This window comes from Kribbella lupini (assembly GCF_039529595.1).
Classification (GTDB): domain Bacteria; phylum Actinomycetota; class Actinomycetes; order Propionibacteriales; family Kribbellaceae; genus Kribbella; species Kribbella lupini.
The window spans coordinates 43,630-61,081 of sequence record NZ_BAAANC010000003.1; the positions used below are offsets into that span (position 1 = coordinate 43,630).

14 protein-coding genes are annotated in these 17,452 nt (G+C 70.0%); 7 read left to right on the forward strand and 7 right to left on the reverse strand.

What is annotated here, in order from left to right; all coding sequences use genetic code 11:
* Nucleotides 1-40: 40 nt before the first annotated feature.
* On the forward strand, nt 41-2,371 hold the full coding sequence (gene glgB / locus ABD235_RS26360; protein WP_344178850.1) for a 1,4-alpha-glucan branching protein GlgB: 2,331 nt from the start codon (nt 41-43) through the stop codon (nt 2,369-2,371).
* A 247-nt stretch (nt 2,372-2,618) separates the two neighbouring features.
* Here glgB and ABD235_RS26365 read toward each other — a convergent pair whose 3' ends face one another.
* Genes ABD235_RS26365 through ABD235_RS26380 form a run of 4 tightly spaced genes read right to left on the reverse strand, consistent with a single transcriptional unit; the run spans nt 2,619 to nt 7,963 of the window.
* On the reverse strand, nt 2,619-3,926 hold the full coding sequence (locus ABD235_RS26365; protein WP_344178852.1) for a hypothetical protein: 1,308 nt from the start codon (nt 3,924-3,926) through the stop codon (nt 2,619-2,621).
* A gap of 57 nt (nt 3,927-3,983) precedes the next feature.
* Nucleotides 3,984-5,285 (reverse strand): hypothetical protein, encoded by a 1,302-nt coding sequence (locus ABD235_RS26370; protein WP_344178855.1) that lies wholly within the window; start codon nt 5,283-5,285, stop codon nt 3,984-3,986.
* Between the two features lie 57 nt (nt 5,286-5,342).
* Nucleotides 5,343-6,620 carry a hypothetical protein gene (locus tag ABD235_RS26375; RefSeq protein WP_344178856.1) on the reverse strand — a complete coding sequence of 426 codons (1,278 nt, stop codon included), beginning with the start codon at nt 6,618-6,620 and terminating at the stop codon, nt 5,343-5,345.
* Nucleotides 6,621-6,673: 53 nt separating this feature from the next.
* Complete coding sequence (locus ABD235_RS26380; protein ID WP_344178857.1) at nt 6,674-7,963, reverse strand: hypothetical protein; 1,290 nt, start codon at nt 7,961-7,963, stop codon at nt 6,674-6,676.
* Nucleotides 7,964-8,017: 54 nt separating this feature from the next.
* Here ABD235_RS26380 and ABD235_RS26385 point away from each other — a divergent pair, with 54 nt between their 5' ends.
* Nucleotides 8,018-9,043 (forward strand): NUDIX hydrolase, encoded by a 1,026-nt coding sequence (locus ABD235_RS26385; RefSeq protein ID WP_344178859.1) that lies wholly within the window; start codon nt 8,018-8,020, stop codon nt 9,041-9,043.
* A gap of 9 nt (nt 9,044-9,052) precedes the next feature.
* On the opposite strand, the gene ABD235_RS26390 is transcribed toward ABD235_RS26385, so the two are convergent.
* Nucleotides 9,053-10,276: an RNA polymerase sigma factor gene (locus ABD235_RS26390; RefSeq protein ID WP_344178861.1), complete on the reverse strand. Its 1,224-nt coding sequence runs from the start codon at nt 10,274-10,276 to the stop codon at nt 9,053-9,055.
* A gap of 61 nt (nt 10,277-10,337) precedes the next feature.
* Nucleotides 10,338-10,706 carry a YciI family protein gene (locus tag ABD235_RS26395; RefSeq protein ID WP_344178863.1) on the reverse strand — a complete coding sequence of 123 codons (369 nt, stop codon included), beginning with the start codon at nt 10,704-10,706 and terminating at the stop codon, nt 10,338-10,340.
* A gap of 187 nt (nt 10,707-10,893) precedes the next feature.
* On the opposite strand from ABD235_RS26395, the gene ABD235_RS26400 reads away from it, so the two are divergent.
* The 4 genes from ABD235_RS26400 (at nt 10,894) to ABD235_RS26415 (ending at nt 15,028) form a co-directional block, all read left to right on the forward strand.
* Nucleotides 10,894-12,327: a flavin-containing monooxygenase gene (locus ABD235_RS26400; protein WP_344178865.1), complete on the forward strand. Its 1,434-nt coding sequence runs from the start codon at nt 10,894-10,896 to the stop codon at nt 12,325-12,327.
* 126 nt (nt 12,328-12,453) lie between these two features.
* The gene (locus tag ABD235_RS26405; protein WP_344178867.1) at nt 12,454-13,473 is read left to right on the forward strand and encodes an NADP-dependent oxidoreductase; all 1,020 of its coding nucleotides are present in this window, start codon (nt 12,454-12,456) and stop codon (nt 13,471-13,473) included.
* Complete coding sequence (locus tag ABD235_RS26410) at nt 13,470-14,336, forward strand: alpha/beta fold hydrolase (protein WP_344178868.1); 867 nt, start codon at nt 13,470-13,472, stop codon at nt 14,334-14,336. The genes ABD235_RS26405 and ABD235_RS26410 overlap by 4 nt, the downstream gene beginning before the upstream one ends.
* Before the next feature lie 89 nt (nt 14,337-14,425).
* On the forward strand, nt 14,426-15,028 hold the full coding sequence (locus ABD235_RS26415) for a TetR/AcrR family transcriptional regulator (protein WP_344178870.1): 603 nt from the start codon (nt 14,426-14,428) through the stop codon (nt 15,026-15,028).
* A gap of 13 nt (nt 15,029-15,041) precedes the next feature.
* On the opposite strand, the gene ABD235_RS26420 is transcribed toward ABD235_RS26415, so the two are convergent.
* Nucleotides 15,042-16,193 (reverse strand): citrate/2-methylcitrate synthase, encoded by a 1,152-nt coding sequence (locus ABD235_RS26420; RefSeq protein ID WP_344178873.1) that lies wholly within the window; start codon nt 16,191-16,193, stop codon nt 15,042-15,044.
* Nucleotides 16,194-16,267: 74 nt separating this feature from the next.
* On the opposite strand from ABD235_RS26420, the gene ABD235_RS26425 reads away from it, so the two are divergent.
* Nucleotides 16,268-17,446 carry a citrate synthase gene (locus ABD235_RS26425; RefSeq protein ID WP_344178874.1) on the forward strand — a complete coding sequence of 393 codons (1,179 nt, stop codon included), beginning with the start codon at nt 16,268-16,270 and terminating at the stop codon, nt 17,444-17,446.
* The last annotated feature ends 6 nt before the right edge of the window (nt 17,447-17,452 follow it).

Consider the following 17,452-nt stretch of genomic DNA (forward strand, 5'->3'; position numbering starts at 1 on the left):
GATGCGGGAATCGAAGAGTCCATCGGGCAGGATTGGGTGCATGGGATCGAACGAGCGCGACGAGCACGATGCCGAGGTGCGGACGCCGCTGTCGGAGGCGATGACCGAACCGGTCAAGGCGCCTGCTGAACAGGCGGTTCCGGCCACCACCGGGCAGGTTGTGCCCGGTGCCGCCGCTCCGGCCGCGACCGGGGCCGACGGGCGGGTCGAGGTCGATCGGTCCGTGCTCGAACGAGTGGTGTCGGGGACGTACCACGATCCGCACCAGGTGCTCGGCCCGCATCTCGGCGACGGGACGGTGACGTTGCGCGTGCTGCGGCCGTTCGCCGCGACGGTGACCGCGCTGTTCGAGGACCAGCGGGTCGAGCTGGAGCACGAGTTCGAGGGCATCTGGGTCGGCGTCCTGGACGTCGAGAAGGTGCCCGACTACCGGCTCGAGGTGACCTACACCGATGGTCCCGCGCTCGAGGTCGACGACCCGTACCGGTACCTGCCGTCGCTCGGCGAGATGGACCTGCACCTGATCGGTGAGGGCCGGCACGAGCAGCTGTGGTCCGTGCTCGGCGCGCACGTCCGCCGGTACGACGGCCCGGGCGGCACCGTCACCGGGACGTCGTTCGCGGTCTGGGCGCCGAACGCGCAGGGCATCCGGCTGACCGCCGACTTCAACTTCTGGGACGGCCGCGCGCACCCGATGCGCACGATGGGGTCGAGCGGCGTCTGGGAGCTGTTCGTCCCGGGCGTCGGGCCGGGGACGCGGTACAAGTTCGACATCTGCGGCCGGGACGGCGTCTGGCGGCAGAAGGCCGACCCGATGGCGAACCTGGCCGAGGTGCCGCCGGCCAACGCGTCGGTCGTGCACGAGACGACGTACGAGTGGAAGGACGCGGACTGGCTGGAGCGGCGCGCGGCTGCCCAGGCGTACGCCGAGCCGATGAGCGTGTACGAGGTGCACCTCGGGTCGTGGCGCAAGGGCCGGTCGTACCGTGAGCTGGCCGACGAACTCGTTGCCTATGTCAACGAGATGGGCTTCACCCACGTCGAGTTCATGCCGGTGATGGAGCACCCGTTCGGCGGCTCGTGGGGGTACCAGGTCACCTCGTACTTCGCGCCCACCTCGCGGTTCGGCGACCCCGACGACTTCCGCTTCCTGGTCGACGCGCTGCACCAGGCCGGCGTCGGCGTCCTGGTCGACTGGGTGCCGGCGCACTTCCCGAAGGACGCCTGGGCGCTGGCCCGCTTCGACGGGACCCCGCTCTACGAGCACCCGGACCCGCGCCGCGGCGAGCAGCCCGACTGGGGCACGCTGGTCTTCGACTTCGGCCGGCCGCAGGTGCGCAACTTCCTGGTCGCCAACGCGCTCTACTGGGCCGAGGAGTTCCACATCGACGGCCTGCGGGTCGACGCGGTCGCCTCGATGCTCTACCTGGACTACTCGCGCCAGGAAGGCCAGTGGGTGCCGAACCAGTACGGCGGCCGCGAAAACCTCGAAGCCGTCTCGTTCCTGCAGGAGATGAACGCCACGCTCTACAAGCGGGTCCCCGGCGTGATCACGGTCGCCGAGGAGTCGACGTCGTGGCCGGGCGTCACCCGGGCGACGCACCTGGGCGGACTCGGCTTCGGGTTCAAGTGGAACATGGGCTGGATGAACGACTCGCTGCGCTACCTCGAGCACGAGCCGATCCACCGCCAGTACCACCACCAGGAACTGACGTTCTCGATGATGTACGCCTACTCGGAGAACTTCGTCCTCCCGCTGTCGCACGACGAGGTCGTGCACGGCAAGGGTTCGCTGCTGCGCAAGATGCCCGGCGACCGCTGGCAGCAGCTCGCGAACCTGCGCGCCTACCTGGCGATGATGTGGGCGCACCCGGGCAAGCAGCTGCTGTTCATGGGCGGTGAGTTCGGCCAGGAGTCGGAGTGGTCCGAGAAGGGTGAGCTCGACTGGTGGCTGCTCGACCACGCCGACCACCAGGGGCTTCGGCAGCTGGTGAAGGACCTCAACGCGTCGTACAAGGAGCTGAAGGCGCTGTGGGGCAACGACCACGTGCCGGAGCGGTTCAGCTGGATCGACGCGAACGACGCCGGCAACAACACCTTCTCCTTCGTCCGCTTCGGCGGCGAGGGTGAGGCGACGATGGCCTGCGTGGTGAACTTCTCCGCGGTCCCGCACCACGGCTACCGCCTGGGCCTGCCGTTCGAGGGCCACTGGCGCGAGATCCTCAACACCGACGCGGCGACCTACGGCGGCTCCGGCGTCGGCAACCTCGGCGGCGTCGACGCCAACGGCACCCCCTGGCACGGCATGGCCAGCAGCGCCGAGATCTCGGTCCCGCCACTGGCCGCCGTGTGGTTCCGGTACGACGGATGAGCGAACAGCCCTGAGCTACTGACATCCGGCGTCTGATCCGCGCCGGCGGCCGGGACGCTCCAGCGGACGGATTCGTCCGGGTCGACCAGCGCCGTCGTCACCTTGGCGGGCCGCGGCAGGTACCGGTCGAACGCGGGCGACGCGGCCGAGGCGGCGTCGCCGTCCGAGACCACGATCGTCACCTAGTCCGCCGGGTGTTGCAGGCGGGGCCGGGGGATTGAGGGCACCGCCTGCAACGTTTGTGGGGTCAGCGGACCGTCAGGGTGAAGACTCCGCTGTAGGTGGCGTCGGCGGTCGCCGTGGCGGGGATCCACCAGCGGAACTGCACCGAGCCGCGCTTGTTCCACGGGAAGGCGAGCAGGCCGCGACCGGCGTACAAGGTCTTGTAGCTGAGTCCTTGCCAGGCGCCCGACGCGTTCTTGAACTGCAGTGCCGCCTTCTGCGTGCCGGCCGGGTCCACCCAGAGGTAGGCCTGCGGCTGGGTGCCGAGAGTGATCACCGGCTGGATGAACTTGGCCGACACGACGCGGGTGGTGGCCCGGACCGACTTGCTCGCGCCCACCCCGCCGTACCACGCCTTGTCGCCGGAGGTCGTGTTTAGCCGGATCACCCGGTACTCACGATGACCGGGGTTCGTCAGCACCGCGGTGTACTTGCCCTGGGCATCGGTCTTGGTGGTGCCGGCCGTGGTCCACGCCGCGGTCGCCGAGGTCCGCTGCTGGATGACCACCGACTGGTTCGGCACCGGCTCGGTCTCCTCGCCGCAGCTCGGCGGATGGCCCGACTCGAACAAGGTGGCACCGGTCAGCACACCGGTCAGTGTGGTCTTCTCACCGATCCTCGTCGCGGCCGGTCCGGTCATCGTGATGCTCTTCGTCGTCCCGACCCCGATGATCGGTCCCTGCGCGGCGCCCCACTCGTTGTCGACGACCATCGACAGGTTGTACACCTGGCCGGTGTTCGGCACCGTACCGGTCGGTGTGGTGGTCTGCGGCAGGTTGATCGCGTCGCACCCGGGGATGCTCGGGTCGTCGGTGTGGACGCGCTTCTGCGGCGCGTAGGTGTAGTTCTTCGGCAGATCGAGCGGATCGTCCGGCGTCTCGTCCTTCGAGGTGTCCGGCGCGACCTTCCACCGCAACGAACCGTCGGCCTCGAACGCGACCGCCGTCGGGTAGCCGCCGTAGTTGAACCGGTCGAAGTCCTTCGTCCGGCCCGGCGCGGCCGAGCCGTCGCTGACCTCGATCCACACCTTGTCGGCCGGGTCGCCGCTGGTCCCCAGACTCGCGGAGTCGTAGATGTACTCGTTCGGCTGCCCGACGGTCGTGTGCCCGAACTCGAATCCACCTTCGCCGGCCGCGCTGCGCAGCACCAGCGTGTTCGCCGCCGGCGCGGACTCGGCCCAGGTGATCTTGATGTTGGTGTGGTCGGCGTTGACCCACGCGACCTGCACGTTGCTCACACCCGCGGCCCGCGTCGTACCGGCCGACGCGCTCTGCGCACCCAGCACGGTCACCAACGCCGCCGCCCCAGCGAGCGCGATCGATCTCTTCAGCATCCTCGTCCTCTCGTCTCTACCAGCCACGATGCCTGCGGCCGGCGGAAAGTTGCGCCCTCACCGCACCGTCAGCGTGAACGTGTTGCTGTATGCCGCATCCGCCGCGGTCGTGGCGGGAACCCACCAGCGGAACTGGGTCGTGCCCCGCTTGTTCCAAGGAAACGCGAGCAAGCCGCGGCCGGCGTACAGGGTCTTGTACGCGACGCCCTGCCAGGCACCCGCCGCGTTCTTGAACTGCAGCGCGGTCCTCTGCGTGCCGGCCGGGTCGACCCACAGGTAGGCCTGCGGCCGGGTGCCGAGGTTGATGACCGGCTGGATGAACTTGGCCGAGACCACGCGAGTGGTCGCTCGGACCGATTTGACGCCGCCCACTCCCCCGTACAGCGCGCGGCCGCCGTAGATCGTGTTCAGCCGCACCGCCCGGTACTCGCGATGTCCCGGGTTCGTCAGCACGGCCGTGTACGCGCCCCATTCACCGGTGGTCCTGGTGGTGCCGGCCGTGGTCCACGGTGCGGTCGCCGAGGTCCGCTGCTGGATGACCACCGACTGGTTCGGCGTCTGCTCCGGCCACTGGCTGCAGCTCGGCGGACCGCCGCTCGCCTCGAACAGGAACTCTTCGTTCAGCACACCGGTCAACGTGGTCTTCTCGCCGAGCTTCGTCGCGGCCGGGCCGGTCATCGTGAGGCTCTTGGTTCTGCCCACACCGGTGAGGTTGAACCGCACGGTGCCCCACTCGTTGTCGACTCCGATCAACAGGTTGTACGGGTAGCCGGCGTCCGGGATCGTACCGGTCCGCGCGGTCGTCGGAGCCAGGTTGATCGCGTCGCACCCGGGGATGGGCCTGTCGGGCCGAACCCGCTGCTGCGGGACGTAGGTGTAGTCCTGCGGCCGGTCGAGCGGATCTCCCGGCGTCGGGTCGATCGAGGTGTCCGGCGCGACCGTCCACCGCAGCGAACCGTCGGCCTCGAACGCCGTCGTCACCGGGGAGCCACCGTAGTTGAACCGGTCGAAGGCGTCCGTGCGGCCCGGCGTACCGGAACCGTCGCCGACCTCGATCCACACCTTGTCGGCGGGGTCGGCCCGGGGTCCCAGGGTCGCCGCGTCGACGACGTACTCGTTCGGCTGGTCGGCCGTCGTGTGCCCGAACTCGTTCCCGCCCTCGCCGGCGTCGCTGCGCAGGACGATCGTGTTCGCCGCCGGCTGCGACTCGGTCCAGGTGATCCGGATGCTGTGCTGCTTGGCGTCGGCCCAGACGACCTGCACGTTCGTCACGTTCACCGCCCGCGCCGAGGCGCTCTGCGCCCCCACCACGGTCAACAACGCCACCGCCCCGACGAGCGCGCTCGATCTCTTCAGCATCCGCGTCCCTCTCTCTGTACCAGTCACGATGCAGTCACCGGACCGATAGTTGCGACGTCACCGCACGGTCAGCGTGAAGCTGTTGCTGTACGTCGCGTCAGCGGCGGCCGAGGCCGGGACCCACCAGCGGAACTGGGTGGTCCCCCGCTTGTTCCACGGGAACGCGAGCAGACCGCGGCCGGCGTACAGGGTCTTGTACGCGACGCCCTGCCAGGCACCCGCCGCGTTCTTGAACTGCAGCGCGGCCTTCTGCGTGCCGGCCGGGTCGACCCAGAGGTAGGCCTGCGGCCGGGTGCCCAGGTTGATGACCGGCTGGATGAACTTGCCCGAGACCACGCGAGTGGTCGCTCGGACGGCGACGGTCGCGCTGTCGCCGCCGAAGCGGAGCCAGCCGCTGGTCACGTTCGGCGCGACAACCCTGTACTCGCGGTGGCCAGGGTTCCGGAAGGTCGCCTTGTAGTTGCCCTTGGCATCGGTTCTGGTGGTTCCGACCACTGTCCACGGTGCGGTCGGCGAGGTCCGCTGCTGCACGACGACGGGCGAGCCGTTGCCGTCGATCAGCCAGTCGTTGCAGGTCGGTGGCGCGCCACTGATGATCAGGGAGCGCCAGCCCAGGTGCCCGGTCAGCGTGGTGGTCCCGCCGTACGGCGTTGCGACGGGAGCCGCGATCGTGACCCGATCGATCGCTCCGACCGGCACCGAGGAGTGCGCCCAGGGCGAGGTGCCCCACTCGTTCACCGGACTGACCCGGAGATCGAACGTGCGGCCGGTCTTCGTCACCGTGCCGGACGGAATGGCGGTGAACGTCTTCTGCTGCGCGCAGGCCCAGTCGCCCGGGTCCTCGAGATCAGGATCAAGATTGACGGTCACCTGGTAGCGGGGGCTGACCGGTAGGTCCAGCGGGTCGTTCGGGGTGCTGTCCACGCTCTGGTCCGGTGCCACCGTCCAGCGCAACCGGTCATAGCTGGGGAAGGTCACTCCCAGCTCCTTCGGCGCATAGGTGTAGCTGTCGAAGGGGACCGACCGCGCCTCGGTGCCGTCCGGTCCGACCACGAGCACCTGCTGGCTCTCGCCCACACCGGTCTGCGGGAACTTGCCGGTCTCCGCCACGATCCGGTCGGGCTGCTTCGCGGTCGTCGTGCCGAGTTCGTAGCCCTGTGCCCGCACGATGTTGGCCACCGGTGCGGACTCCTGCCAGGTGACCAACACCTTGGTGTGCTCTGCGTCGTACCAGCTGATCTTCACGTTGCTGATCGTGGCGTCCGCGGCGGCTGCCGGGAGCGGTACGGCGACGGCGCTCAGCAGGAGCGCCGGAGCGAGAGCGAGTGTCAGCATGTGTCCCCCAGGAATCGTCCTACCAAGCTCGATGCAAGATCCGGCCGAAAGGTTCAGCGAACGGTCAGCGTGAAGAGTCCGCTGTACGTTGCATCGGCGGTGGTCGAGGCCGGGATCCACCAGCGGAACTGGGTCGTGCCCCGCTGGTTCCACGGGAACGCGAGCAGTCCGCGCCCGGCGGACAGGGTCTTGTAGCCGAGCCCCTGCCACGCACCCGTGGCGTTCTTGAACTGGAGGGCGGCCTGTTGCGTGCCGGCCGGGTCGACCCACAGGTAGGCCTGCGGCTGGGTGCCGAGGTCGACCGTCGGCTGGATGAACTTGGCCGAGACGACCCGAGTCGTGGCGCGGACTGACTTGGTGGGGCTGTCGCCGCCGAAGAGGGGCTTGCCGTTGACGGTCTGGCTGGGGACGACCACGCGGTACTCGCGGTGGCCCGGGTTGCGGAAGGTTGCGGTGTACTTGCCGGTGTTGTCGGTCTTGGTGCTGCCGACCACGGTCCACGGGGCCGTCGGGGACGTGCGCTGGTGCACGACGACGGGCGTGAACGGCGACACGTTCTCGTACGCCGTGCAGCTCGGCGGGTGTCCGCTCACGTCCAGACCGCGGAGCTTCACCTCGCCGGTCAGTGTGGTGTTCCCGCCCAGCGGCGAGGCCGCGGGGGCGGTGATGGTGACGGCACTGGTGACGTCGATCAGGTTCCAGGTGCCGCCGGTCGACGGGCCCCACTCGTTCTGCGTGTGGATTTCGAGCGAGATCGGCCGGGTCGGCCGGGCGATCTGCCCGCTAGGCTCCGGGCTGGTCGTGGTCGGCAGTGGCGTGCACTCCACGTCGTACTGGTCCGGGTCGTCGAACCTGGTCTCGACCAGGTAGGTGTCGTGCTTGGGCAGGTCGAGCGGGTCGTTCGGCGTACCGTCGACGCTGGTGTCGGCCGGCACGGACCACGCCAGCTGGTCGTACGTCGGGAAGGTGAGCGTCGCTTTCTCGGGTGCGTAGGCGTAGGCGTCGAAGTCGACCGACCGCGCCGTGGCGCCGTCGGGGCCGCTGACCGTGACGTAGTGCCTGCCGTCGGCGTTCGTCTGCGGGAACCGGTTGACCGGAACCAGGACCTCGTTGGGCTGGGCCGCGGTCGTCGTACCGATCGGGTTCTCGACCCAGGTCGCCAGGTCGACGGTGTTGGCGACGGAAGTGGTTTCGGACCAGGTGATCTTGACCTTGGTGTGGGTGGCGTCGGACCAGCTGAGCTGTACGTCGCTGATCGCCGCTGCCGCGGAGGCCGTGGGCGTCACCCAGGGGGCCGCGAGCAGTACGCCGGCGGCGGCCAGGGTGGGAAGGGTTCTGTTCACGTCCCTCTCGATGCATCGGGAGTCGATGAAGTTGCGTCGGGTACCGTTCCGGACGTGACTGGTGTGCCGCCGCAACCGACGCTGACCGACGGGGACCTCACGCTGCGCCCGTGGCGCGACGAGGACATCGACGTCGCGCACGGGCTGTCCGACGACCAGATGGTCCGCTGGTTCGGCCTGGCCGAGGACCCGCCGCGGTCCGACCTGGCCGACGAGGTCGAGGAGGCGCGCGACGCGTACGCCGACGACCGGTCGGTGGTGAGCTTCGTGGTCGAGCTGGCCGGCGAGAGCGGCCCGGTCGGCACGGTCGAGGTCCGGCGCATCTCACCGGGCGTCGGCGCGGTCACCTGGACGACGTACAAGCCGTATCGCGGGCGCCAGATCGCCCGGCGCGCGGTGCGGTTGCTGGTGGTGTACGCGTTCGGCGAGCTCGAGCTGGACCGGCTGCAGGTCCACGTCGACCCGGAGAACCACGCGGCGGCGCGGGTTGCGATCCGCTCCGGCTTCCGGCGCGAGGGCCTGCTGCGCGGCGGCGCCGTACTGCAGGGTGAGCGGCGTGACGTCGCGGTCTACGGACTGCGGCGCGACGATCCGCGGGCCGACACGCTGTCCGGCTGGACCGCGCTGATGGACTCGGTGCTGCCGAAGAAGCGCGTGATCGCGCACGTCGTCGTCCGGGATCCCGCCGGGCGCGTCCTGCTGTGCAAGGTGAGCTACAAGAAGGATCTCGAGCTGCCCGGCGGCGTCGTCGAGCCCGACGAGGACCCGCTGACCGGCGCCCGGCGCGAGATGGAGGAGGAGCTCGGGACCGCGCTGCCGGTGAACGGCGTGCTGGCGATCGACTGGCTGCCGCGCTGGGAAGGCTGGGGCGACGCGATCGAGATCCTGTACGACGGTGGGGTGCACGACGCGTCGTTGATCTCGACGTTGCAGCCGGACGGGTTCGAGATTCTCGGCCTGGACTGGTACGCGCCCGACGAGCTCGCCGGGCTGGTCTCGCCGCTCAACGCGCGGCGCCTGCCGGTGCTGCTGGCCGATCCGTCCCACCTGCACAACCTGCGCGACGGTTCGCCGTACTGAGGACGCCCGTCAAGCCAGCGCGGCCTTCCGACGAAGCAGGAAGCGCCGCTCGGCGCCGTTCGCGGTCAGCGCGATCGCCGCGTCGTACGCCGTCATAGCCTCCGCCGTTCGACCCAGCCGCGCCAGTACGTCGGCCCGCGCGGCCGGCAGGTAGGCATACGTCTTCAGCGCCGACTCCTTGCCTAAGGCATCCAACTCGCCGAGCACCTCGTCCAGGTCCGCACCCGGAACCAGGCTCTGCGCCGCCGCCCGGTTGAGCGCGACGATCGGCGACGGCCAGCCGACCAGCATCGCGTCGTACATCCGGACGACCTGCACCCAGTCGGTCCGCTCCCAGCTCGGCGCCGTCACGTGCAACCCGGCAACCGCCGCCTGCAAGGCGAACCGCCCCGGCTTCTCCCGCTGCCGCAACGCCGCGGTCGCGCGGCTGACGCCCTCAGCGAGCATCTTGATGTCCCACCGCGACCGGTCCTGGTCCGCCAGCAGCACCAGCTCGCCGTCCTCGCTCACCCGCGCGTCACCCCGGGCCTGCGTCATCAGCAGCAACGCCAGCAACGACTGCGGCTCCGGCTCGTCAGGCATCAACCGCACCAGCAGCTGCGCCAGCTCGATCGCCCGCCCGGTCAGATCCGCCCGCGTCAGCTCCGGCCCGGCCGCGACGTGCCCGGCGGTGTAGACCAGCTGCACCACCGTCAGTACGACGTCCAGCCGCGACGCGAGCTCGCTGTCGGCGGGAATCCGGTACGGGATCCCCGCGGCCGCGATCTTCTTCTTCGCCCGGGTGATCCGGGCCGCCGCCGTCGCCTCACTGATCAGCAGGCCCGCCGCGACCTCCCGCGTCGTCAGGCCGCAGATCAGCCGCAACGTCAGCGCTACCTGGGCGTCCCGCGCCAGCGCCGGGTGGCAGCAGGTGAACACCAGCCGGAGCGGGTCGGTCGGCTGCTCGGTCTCTCCCGGTTCCTCGACGAGCAGCGGCAGCTTGCGCCGCAGCGTCGTCTCGCGCCGGAGCTTGTCCAGCGCCAGCCGCTTCGCGACGGTCGTCAGCCAACCGGCCGGATTGTCCGGGATCTGCTCGGGCCAGGTGCGCAGGGCTCGGACGAAGGCCTCTTGCGCACAGTCCTCGGCGAGATCGAGGTCGCGCGTGACGCGCACGGTCGAGGCCAGCACCACCGACCAGCACTCCCGGTGCGCCGCCTCGACCTGCTCGGTCACCACCCGAGCGCTCGCTCCCACCGCTTCAGCTCCTCTCGTGGTGGGCTGGTGGGGTCCCCGGCGGGACCCCACCACCCAGCGACTACGCCGGCGGCGCGGAGCCTTCGGAGGTGTCCATCACCGGACGGACCTCGATGTTGCCCGACGGCACCAGCTTGGCCAGCTCGAGCGCCTGGTCCAGGTCCTTGGCGTCCACGATGTAGAACCCGCCGAGCGCTTCCTTGGTCTCGATGAACGGGCCGTCGGTGACCAGCGGCTCACCGTCGCCCTTCTTGATCGTGCTCGCGGTCGAGGACGGCAGCAGCGCCTCCCCGCCGACGACCCGCGCGCCGGCCGCTTCCACGGCCGCCATGAACTCGTTGTGCAGCTTCATCTGCGACTGCCACTCCTCGGCGGTCACCTGGTCGTACCACTCCTCGGAGTCGAAGAGCATGAACATGTACTGCGCCATCGCGGGCTCCCTCGTTGTGGGGTTCTACTGACATCTTGCTGACGATCGCGCCCCGGCGGAATCGACAAACCCGGTCGGCAACTTTGCGTACGGATCACGCGACCTGGCGTACACCGCGCCGGCCGCGGGTGGACTATTGTTGACGAGGCACTCAACAAGCGGCCCCGGCCGCGGCAGGGAGGCACGCGTGGAGCACCTGGACGTCCTGATCGTCGGCGCCGGCCTGTCCGGCATCGGTGCGGCGTACCGGCTGCAGACCCAGAGCCCCGAGCGCTCGTACGCCGTACTGGAGGCGCGCGAGGACCTCGGCGGGACCTGGGACCTGTTCCGCTACCCGGGGATCCGGTCGGACTCGGACATGTTCACGCTCGGCTTCCCGTTCCACCCGTGGACCGCGGCGAAGGCGATCGCGGACGGGCCGTCGATCCTGGAGTACCTGCACGAGACGGCGTCCACGTACGGCATCGACCGGAACATCCGCTTCGGCCGCAAGGTGCTCGCGGCGTCCTGGTCGACGGCCGACGCGCTGTGGACCGTGGAGACCGACCAGGAGTCGTACACCTGCAACTTCCTCTACGTCTGCAGCGGCTACTACGACTACGACAGCGGGTACGTCGTGGACTTTCCCGGCCTGGCGTCGTACGAGGGGCGGGTGGTGCACCCGCAGCACTGGCCGGACGACCTCGACTACACCGGCAAGCGGGTGGTCGTGATCGGCAGCGGCGCGACCGCGGTGACCTTGGTGCCCGCGATGGCCGGGCAGGCCGAGCACGTGACGATGCTGCAGCGCTCGCCGTCGTACATCGCCTCCCGGCCTGCCGTCGACGCGGTCTCCGACCGGATCCGCGCCGTCCTGCCCGAGCGGCTCGCGCACCGCGTCATCCGCGGGAAGAACGTCGCGTTCAGCTCGCTGGCGTACGGCGCTTTCCGCCGCTTCCCCGCTCACGCCGCGGCCTTCCTGAACAAGGCAGCCGCTCAGCAGCTCCCCGCGTCGATTCCGGCGGATCCGCACTTCGTCCCGCGGTACAAGCCGTGGGACCAGCGGCTGTGCCTGGTCCCCGACTCCGATCTGTTCCGCGCCTTCCGCAAGGGCGCGGCGTCGATCGTCACCGCCGAGATCGACACCTTCACCGCCGACGGCATCCGGCTCCGGTCCGGCGAGCACCTTCCCGCCGACGTCGTGGTCACCGCCACCGGCCTGCAGATGGTTGCCCTCGGCAAGATCGCGCTGACCGTCGACGGGCGGCCGGTCGCGGTCAACGAAACCTTCGTCTACCGCGGCATGATGCTCAGCGGCGTACCGAACCTGGCCTGGTGCATCGGCTACACCAACAACTCCTGGACGCTGCGCTCCGACCTCACCTCGCAGTACGTCTGCCGGCTGCTCAACCACATGTCCCGCACCGGCACCCGGGTCTGCCGGCCCGAGATCCCGCCCGAGGAGTACGACAAGCCGGCCCGTCCGGTCGTCGATCTGACCTCCGGCTACATCCGCCGCGCCGCCGCGCTGCTCCCCCGCCAGGGCACGACCGGCCCGTGGCGGCTGCGCCAGAACTATCCGCGCGACCTGGTCGCGCTGCGGTTCGGCAAGCTCACCAATCCCGACCTGCGCTTCAGCTAGAGCCGCCTCGCCGCGCGCCGCCACTCCAGATCCGGGGTGGCGGCGTTCTTGCGCGCGCTTGACTTCTTTACTGAGTATGCTCATTATCGAGTTCACTCAGTAAATCGCCCGTCGGGGAGAGTGATCATGCGCGCGTTCGTCGTCCGTCAGTACAAGGGCCCGGTGCAGGAGGCCGACGTCCCGGAGCCCGTGGTCGGCGCGCACGACGTACTGGTCGAGGTGCGGGCCGCAGGGCTCAACGCGCTCGACGAGAAGCTCCGGGCGGGCGAGTTCCGGCAGGTGCTGCCGTACGAGCTGCCGCTGGTTCTCGGCCACGACGTCGCGGGAACGGTGATCGGTCTCGGCGCCGAGGTGCGCGGCTTCGCGCTCGGCGACGAGGTGTACGCCCGGCCGGGGAAGGACCGGATCGGAACCTTCGCCGAGCGCATCGCGATCGCGGAGACCGACCTGGCGCTCAAACCGGCGTCGGTGGACTTCGTGGAAGCGGCCTCGCTGCCGCTGGTCGCGTTGACCGCCTGGCAGGCGCTCGTCGAGCGGGGCAACGTGCAGCCGGGCCAACGCGTGCTCGTCCACGCTGGCGCCGGCGGGGTGGGAACGATCGCGATCCAGCTCGCCAAGCATCTCGGCGCCACGGTCGCCACGACGGTCAGTGCCCGTGACGCGGAGTTCGTGCGTGAGCTCGGGGCGGACGTCGTCGTCGACTACCGCAGCCAGGACTTCGAGCAGCTGCTCGACGGGTACGACCTGGTGCTGGACAGCGTCGGCGGCGAGAACCTCGAGAAGTCCCTGCGCGTACTGCGCCCCGGCGGCAAGGCGATCGGGATCGCCGGGCCGCCCGATGCGGCGTTCGCCCGCGAGCTCGGCGCCAACGCGGCGCTTCGGCTGGTGACGGGCGTTCTCAGCAGCGGCGTCCGGCGCCGGGCCCGGCGCCTTGGTACGACGTACGAGTTCCTCTTCATGCGCGCCGACGGCGATCAGCTGCGCCGGATCGCCGGCCTTGTCGACAGCGGCGCGCTGCGACCCGTCGTCGGGCGGGTCTTCGACTTCGACCAGACCGTGCAGGCGGTGCGGTCGCTGGCGAAGGGCGGCTTCCGGGGCAAGGCCGTCATCAGCAGGACCACCTCATCCATCAGGAGAACAGCATGACCACGAACCGGCACGCGCGGGACGACATCGTCACCGCCTACCAGGACGCACCGACCCGGACCGTCGTCGCCGACGGCGTCACCTACGCCTACCGCGAGCTGGGACCGAAGGGCGGGATCCCCGTCGTCTTCTTCGTCCACCTTGCCGCGAACCTCGACAACTGGGACCCGCGGATCATCGACCCGATCGCCGCACATCGCCACGTCGTCGCGTTCGACAACCGCGGCGTCGGCGCCTCGACCGGCCGCGTTCCCGGCACCGTCGAGGCGATGGCCGACGACGCCGTGACGTTCATCGAGGCCCTGGGCTTCGATGAGATCGACATCTTCGCGTTCTCGCTCGGCGGCATGGTCGCCCAGGCGCTCGTCGCCAAGCATCCGGGCCTGGTCCGCAAGCTCGTGCTCACCGGGACCGGGCCCGCGGGCGGCAAGGACATGGACAAGGTCGCGCGGACGACGTACTGGGACATCCTGCGCGCGACCGTGACCCGGTCCGACCCGAAGGAGTTCCTGTTCTTCAACCGCAACACGACCGGCAAGGCCGCCGGCCGCGCGTTCGTCCAGCGACTCGAAGAGCGCACCGCGGACCGCGACGTACCGGTCAAGCTCACGGCGTTCCGGACCCAGCTGAAGGCGATCCAGAAGTGGGGCCGCTCCGCGCCCGGCGACCTGTCGGCGATCACCCAGCCCACGCTGATCGCCAACGGCGACAACGACCGCATGGTGCCCTCGATCCTCTCCGAGGATCTGCACCGCCGGATCAAGGGCTCGGAACTGGTCATCTACCCCGACTCCGGCCACGGTGGCATCTTCCAGTTCCACGAGCAGTTCGTCCCGCTCGCCGTCGACTTCCTCGGCCGCTGACTGCGATTTCCCGGCGCGGAGGCTTCGTTGGTCACCGTGGAAGAATGAGCGTCGGCGGTTTCGAGTTCACTCAGCAAAGGACGGCAGCCATGGCAGTCGCCTCCCGACCGGTCGGACGGCGCGAGCGGAACAAGCAGCAGAAGCTCGAGCGGATCACCGCCGCGGCCCGGGAGCTGTTCGCCGAGCGCGGGGTCGACGAGGTCACCACGCAAGAGATCGCCGACCGGGCCGACATCGGCGCCGGGACGCTGTTCCTGTACGCGAAGAGCAAGGGCGAACTGCTGTTGCTGGTGCAGAACTCGACGTACGCCGACGCGCTCGCCCGCGGGCGGTCCGCGGCCTCGACCATCACCGACCCGCTGGAGGCGGTGATGGCGATCCTGCGCCCGGTCGTGGAGTGCAACCGCAAGCAGGTCGACAACGGGCGCACGTACCTGCGGGAGATCGTGTTCGGCGATCCCGAGGAGCCGCACCACCGCGACGCGCTCGCCCTGACCGTGGAGACCGAGCAGGCGATCGCCGAGGTGCTCCGCAGAGACGAGCGCGTCGACGGCGACCAGGCTGCGGCGTTGGCGCACATCGTCTCCGCGATCATGTTCGTCGCCATGGCGGCGACGAACAACGCCGCCGAGCCGGTCGACGCGATCGTCGAGCAGATCAGAGGCCAGGTCCGGGTTCTGCTCCGGGCGTGATCCCGGCAGTACGTCAGCTGATCGGCGCCGGCGGGGGCGGGCCGACGTACCGGGCGGCGGGGCGGATGATCTTGCCGTCGCCGGCCTGCTCGAGGATGTTGGCGGTCCAGCCGATCACGCGGCTGGTGGCGAAGGTCGGCGTGAACATCGAGCGCGGCAACCCGCAGCGGTCCATCACCACACCGGCGTAGAACTCGACGTTCGCGTACAGATTGCGCCCGGGCTTCAGCTCGGCCAGTACGTCGACCACCGTTCGCTCGACCGTGACGGCGAAGTCCACGAGCTCACCACCGAGTCCCTGGGCGATGTCCCGCAGCATCAGCGACCGCGGGTCGTCGGTCCGGTAGACCGCGTGCCCGAACCCCATGATCCGGTCCCCCGCCGCAACCTTCGCTCGCACCCACGCGTCCGCACGCTCCGGCGTACCGATCTCGTCCAAGCTCGCCAGCGCCCGGTCCGGCGCCCCGCCGTGCAGCGGACCCGAGAACGCACCCAACGCGCCCGCTACCGCCGACACCACGTCCGCGCCGGTGGACGCGATGACCCGTGCCGTGAACGTCGACGCGTTGAAGCCGTGGTCGACCGTCGCGATCAGGTACGCCTCGATCGCCGCCACGTGCTCAGGGGACGGCTCGGCGCCGGTCACCAGGTACAGCCAGTTCGCCGCCGCGCCGAGATCCGAACGCGGCTCCAACGGCTGCTGCCCCTCCCGCAACCGGTGCAAAGCAGCGAGGATCGTCGGAGTCACCGCGCACACCAGCATGGCGTCGGCCTTCCGCCGTTCGCGATCCACGTCCCACACCGGCGGAAGATCGCGAGCCGCCGCCAGCACCGACAGCGCAGTCCGCAGCCCCGCCAACGGCTTCTCCGCGACACCGGCCGCCGCCACGGCCGGCAAGATCTCCCGCACCTCGTCGGGCAGCACCCGCAGCGGCGCGACCTCGGCGACGAACCGAGCCCGCTCCTCCGCACTGGGCAATCGCCCTTCGAGCATCAGGAACCAGACGTCCTCCACCGTCTTCGTCCGTGCCAGCTCGACCGCGGAGTACTGGCGGTAGTGGTAGAAGCCCTCATCACCTCGTACGTCGCCGAGCGCGGTCTCCGTCACCACGACGTTGCGCAGACCCGGCGGCACCTCGACAAGTTGATCCACATTGATTGACATGGATTCACGCTCGGCTCAGAATCCAGTATTGTCAATGTTGATCAAGTCAACATCAACCTGCGCGGGAGCGTGGCGTGCCCGATTCGAGTGACGAGCATTACCTCACCACCGCCGAGGTGGCCGCCCGCCTGAAGGTGAAGCCGGAGACCGTCTACGCCTACGTCAGCCGCGGACTGCTCACCAGCACCCGGGCCCGCGGTCGCCGAGGCAGCCTCTTCCTCGAGACCGACGTCGACCGCCTCGTCGGCCGCACGGTCGACCACCCGGGCGCGATCGAACGCATCGAGTCGCAGCTCACGCTGATCACCGACGACGACGACCTGTACTACCGGGGCCACGCGGTCCGCGACCTCGTGGCCGGCCACACCGTCGAGTCGGTCGCTTCGCTGCTGTGGACCGGCGACCTCGCTACGCCCGATCGATTCCCCGCTCCTCCGGACGAGGTCGAGCTGGTTCGACGAGCGATGGCAGCCGCTCCGGCCGGGGCCCGGCTGACCGACAAGCTCCGGATCGCGGTCGCGGTCCTCGGAGCCGGCGACCTGCTGCGGTTCGACCTCACGCCGGACGCCGTCACGCGGGCCGCGGCCAAGCTCCTCGGCGTACTGGTCGCTGCTTTGCCCGGACCCAGCCGTCCCGCTGGCACCTTCGGCGCCGATCTCTGGCCGAAGCTCGCGACCGACAGCGCCGCACCACCGCGCCCCGAACTGCTGGACGCGGCGATCATCCTGCTCGCCGACCACGGCCTCGCCGTCTCCACCCTCGCCGCCCGCGTCGCCGCCAGCGCCCGAGCCAACCTGTACGCCGTGGTGTCGGCCGGCCTCGGTGCGCTCGACGGCCAACTGCACGGCGCCGCGACGTCGGTCGCCTACGACTTCTTGCTCCAGGCAACCGACGACCCGGTCGCCGCGGTGTCGGCCCGGCTGCGGACCGGTCAGGCGATCCCGGGGTTCGGCCACAAGCTGTACCGCCGCCGCGACCCGCGGGCCGAGCTGCTGCTGGACCTGCTGGGTGACGTCCCCGCGACCAGGACCGTCCGGACGCTGGCCGATCAGGTGCGCGGATTCCCGAACAGCGACGTCGCGGTCGCCGCGCTGATGCACACCTACGGTCTGCGGCCGGATGCCGGCGAGGCACTGTTCGCCCTCGCCCGGACGATCGGCTGGACCGCGCACGCGCTCGAGGAGTACGCCCAGCCGGCCCTGCGATTCCGTGCCCTGGGCATCTACACCGGACCGGATGCCCAGGGCAACTAGACGGCT

What these genes read in the sequence shown, in the direction of transcription:
- ABD235_RS26405 (WP_344178867.1), top strand. Translation starts at nt 12,454, where the DNA reads ATGCGCGCGTTCGTCGTCCGTCAGTACAAGGGCCCGGTGCAGGAGGCC.
- ABD235_RS26365 (WP_344178852.1), bottom strand. Translation starts at nt 3,926, where the DNA reads ATGCTGAAGAGATCGATCGCGCTCGCTGGGGCGGCGGCGTTGGTGACC.
- ABD235_RS26410 (WP_344178868.1), top strand. Translation starts at nt 13,470, where the DNA reads ATGACCACGAACCGGCACGCGCGGGACGACATCGTCACCGCCTACCAG.
- ABD235_RS26415 (WP_344178870.1), top strand. Translation starts at nt 14,426, where the DNA reads ATGGCAGTCGCCTCCCGACCGGTCGGACGGCGCGAGCGGAACAAGCAG.
- glgB (WP_344178850.1), top strand. Translation starts at nt 41, where the DNA reads ATGGGATCGAACGAGCGCGACGAGCACGATGCCGAGGTGCGGACGCCG.
- ABD235_RS26375 (WP_344178856.1), bottom strand. Translation starts at nt 6,620, where the DNA reads ATGCTGACACTCGCTCTCGCTCCGGCGCTCCTGCTGAGCGCCGTCGCC.
- ABD235_RS26370 (WP_344178855.1), bottom strand. Translation starts at nt 5,285, where the DNA reads ATGCTGAAGAGATCGAGCGCGCTCGTCGGGGCGGTGGCGTTGTTGACC.
- ABD235_RS26420 (WP_344178873.1), bottom strand. Translation starts at nt 16,193, where the DNA reads ATGTCAATCAATGTGGATCAACTTGTCGAGGTGCCGCCGGGTCTGCGC.
- ABD235_RS26395 (WP_344178863.1), bottom strand. Translation starts at nt 10,706, where the DNA reads ATGGCGCAGTACATGTTCATGCTCTTCGACTCCGAGGAGTGGTACGAC.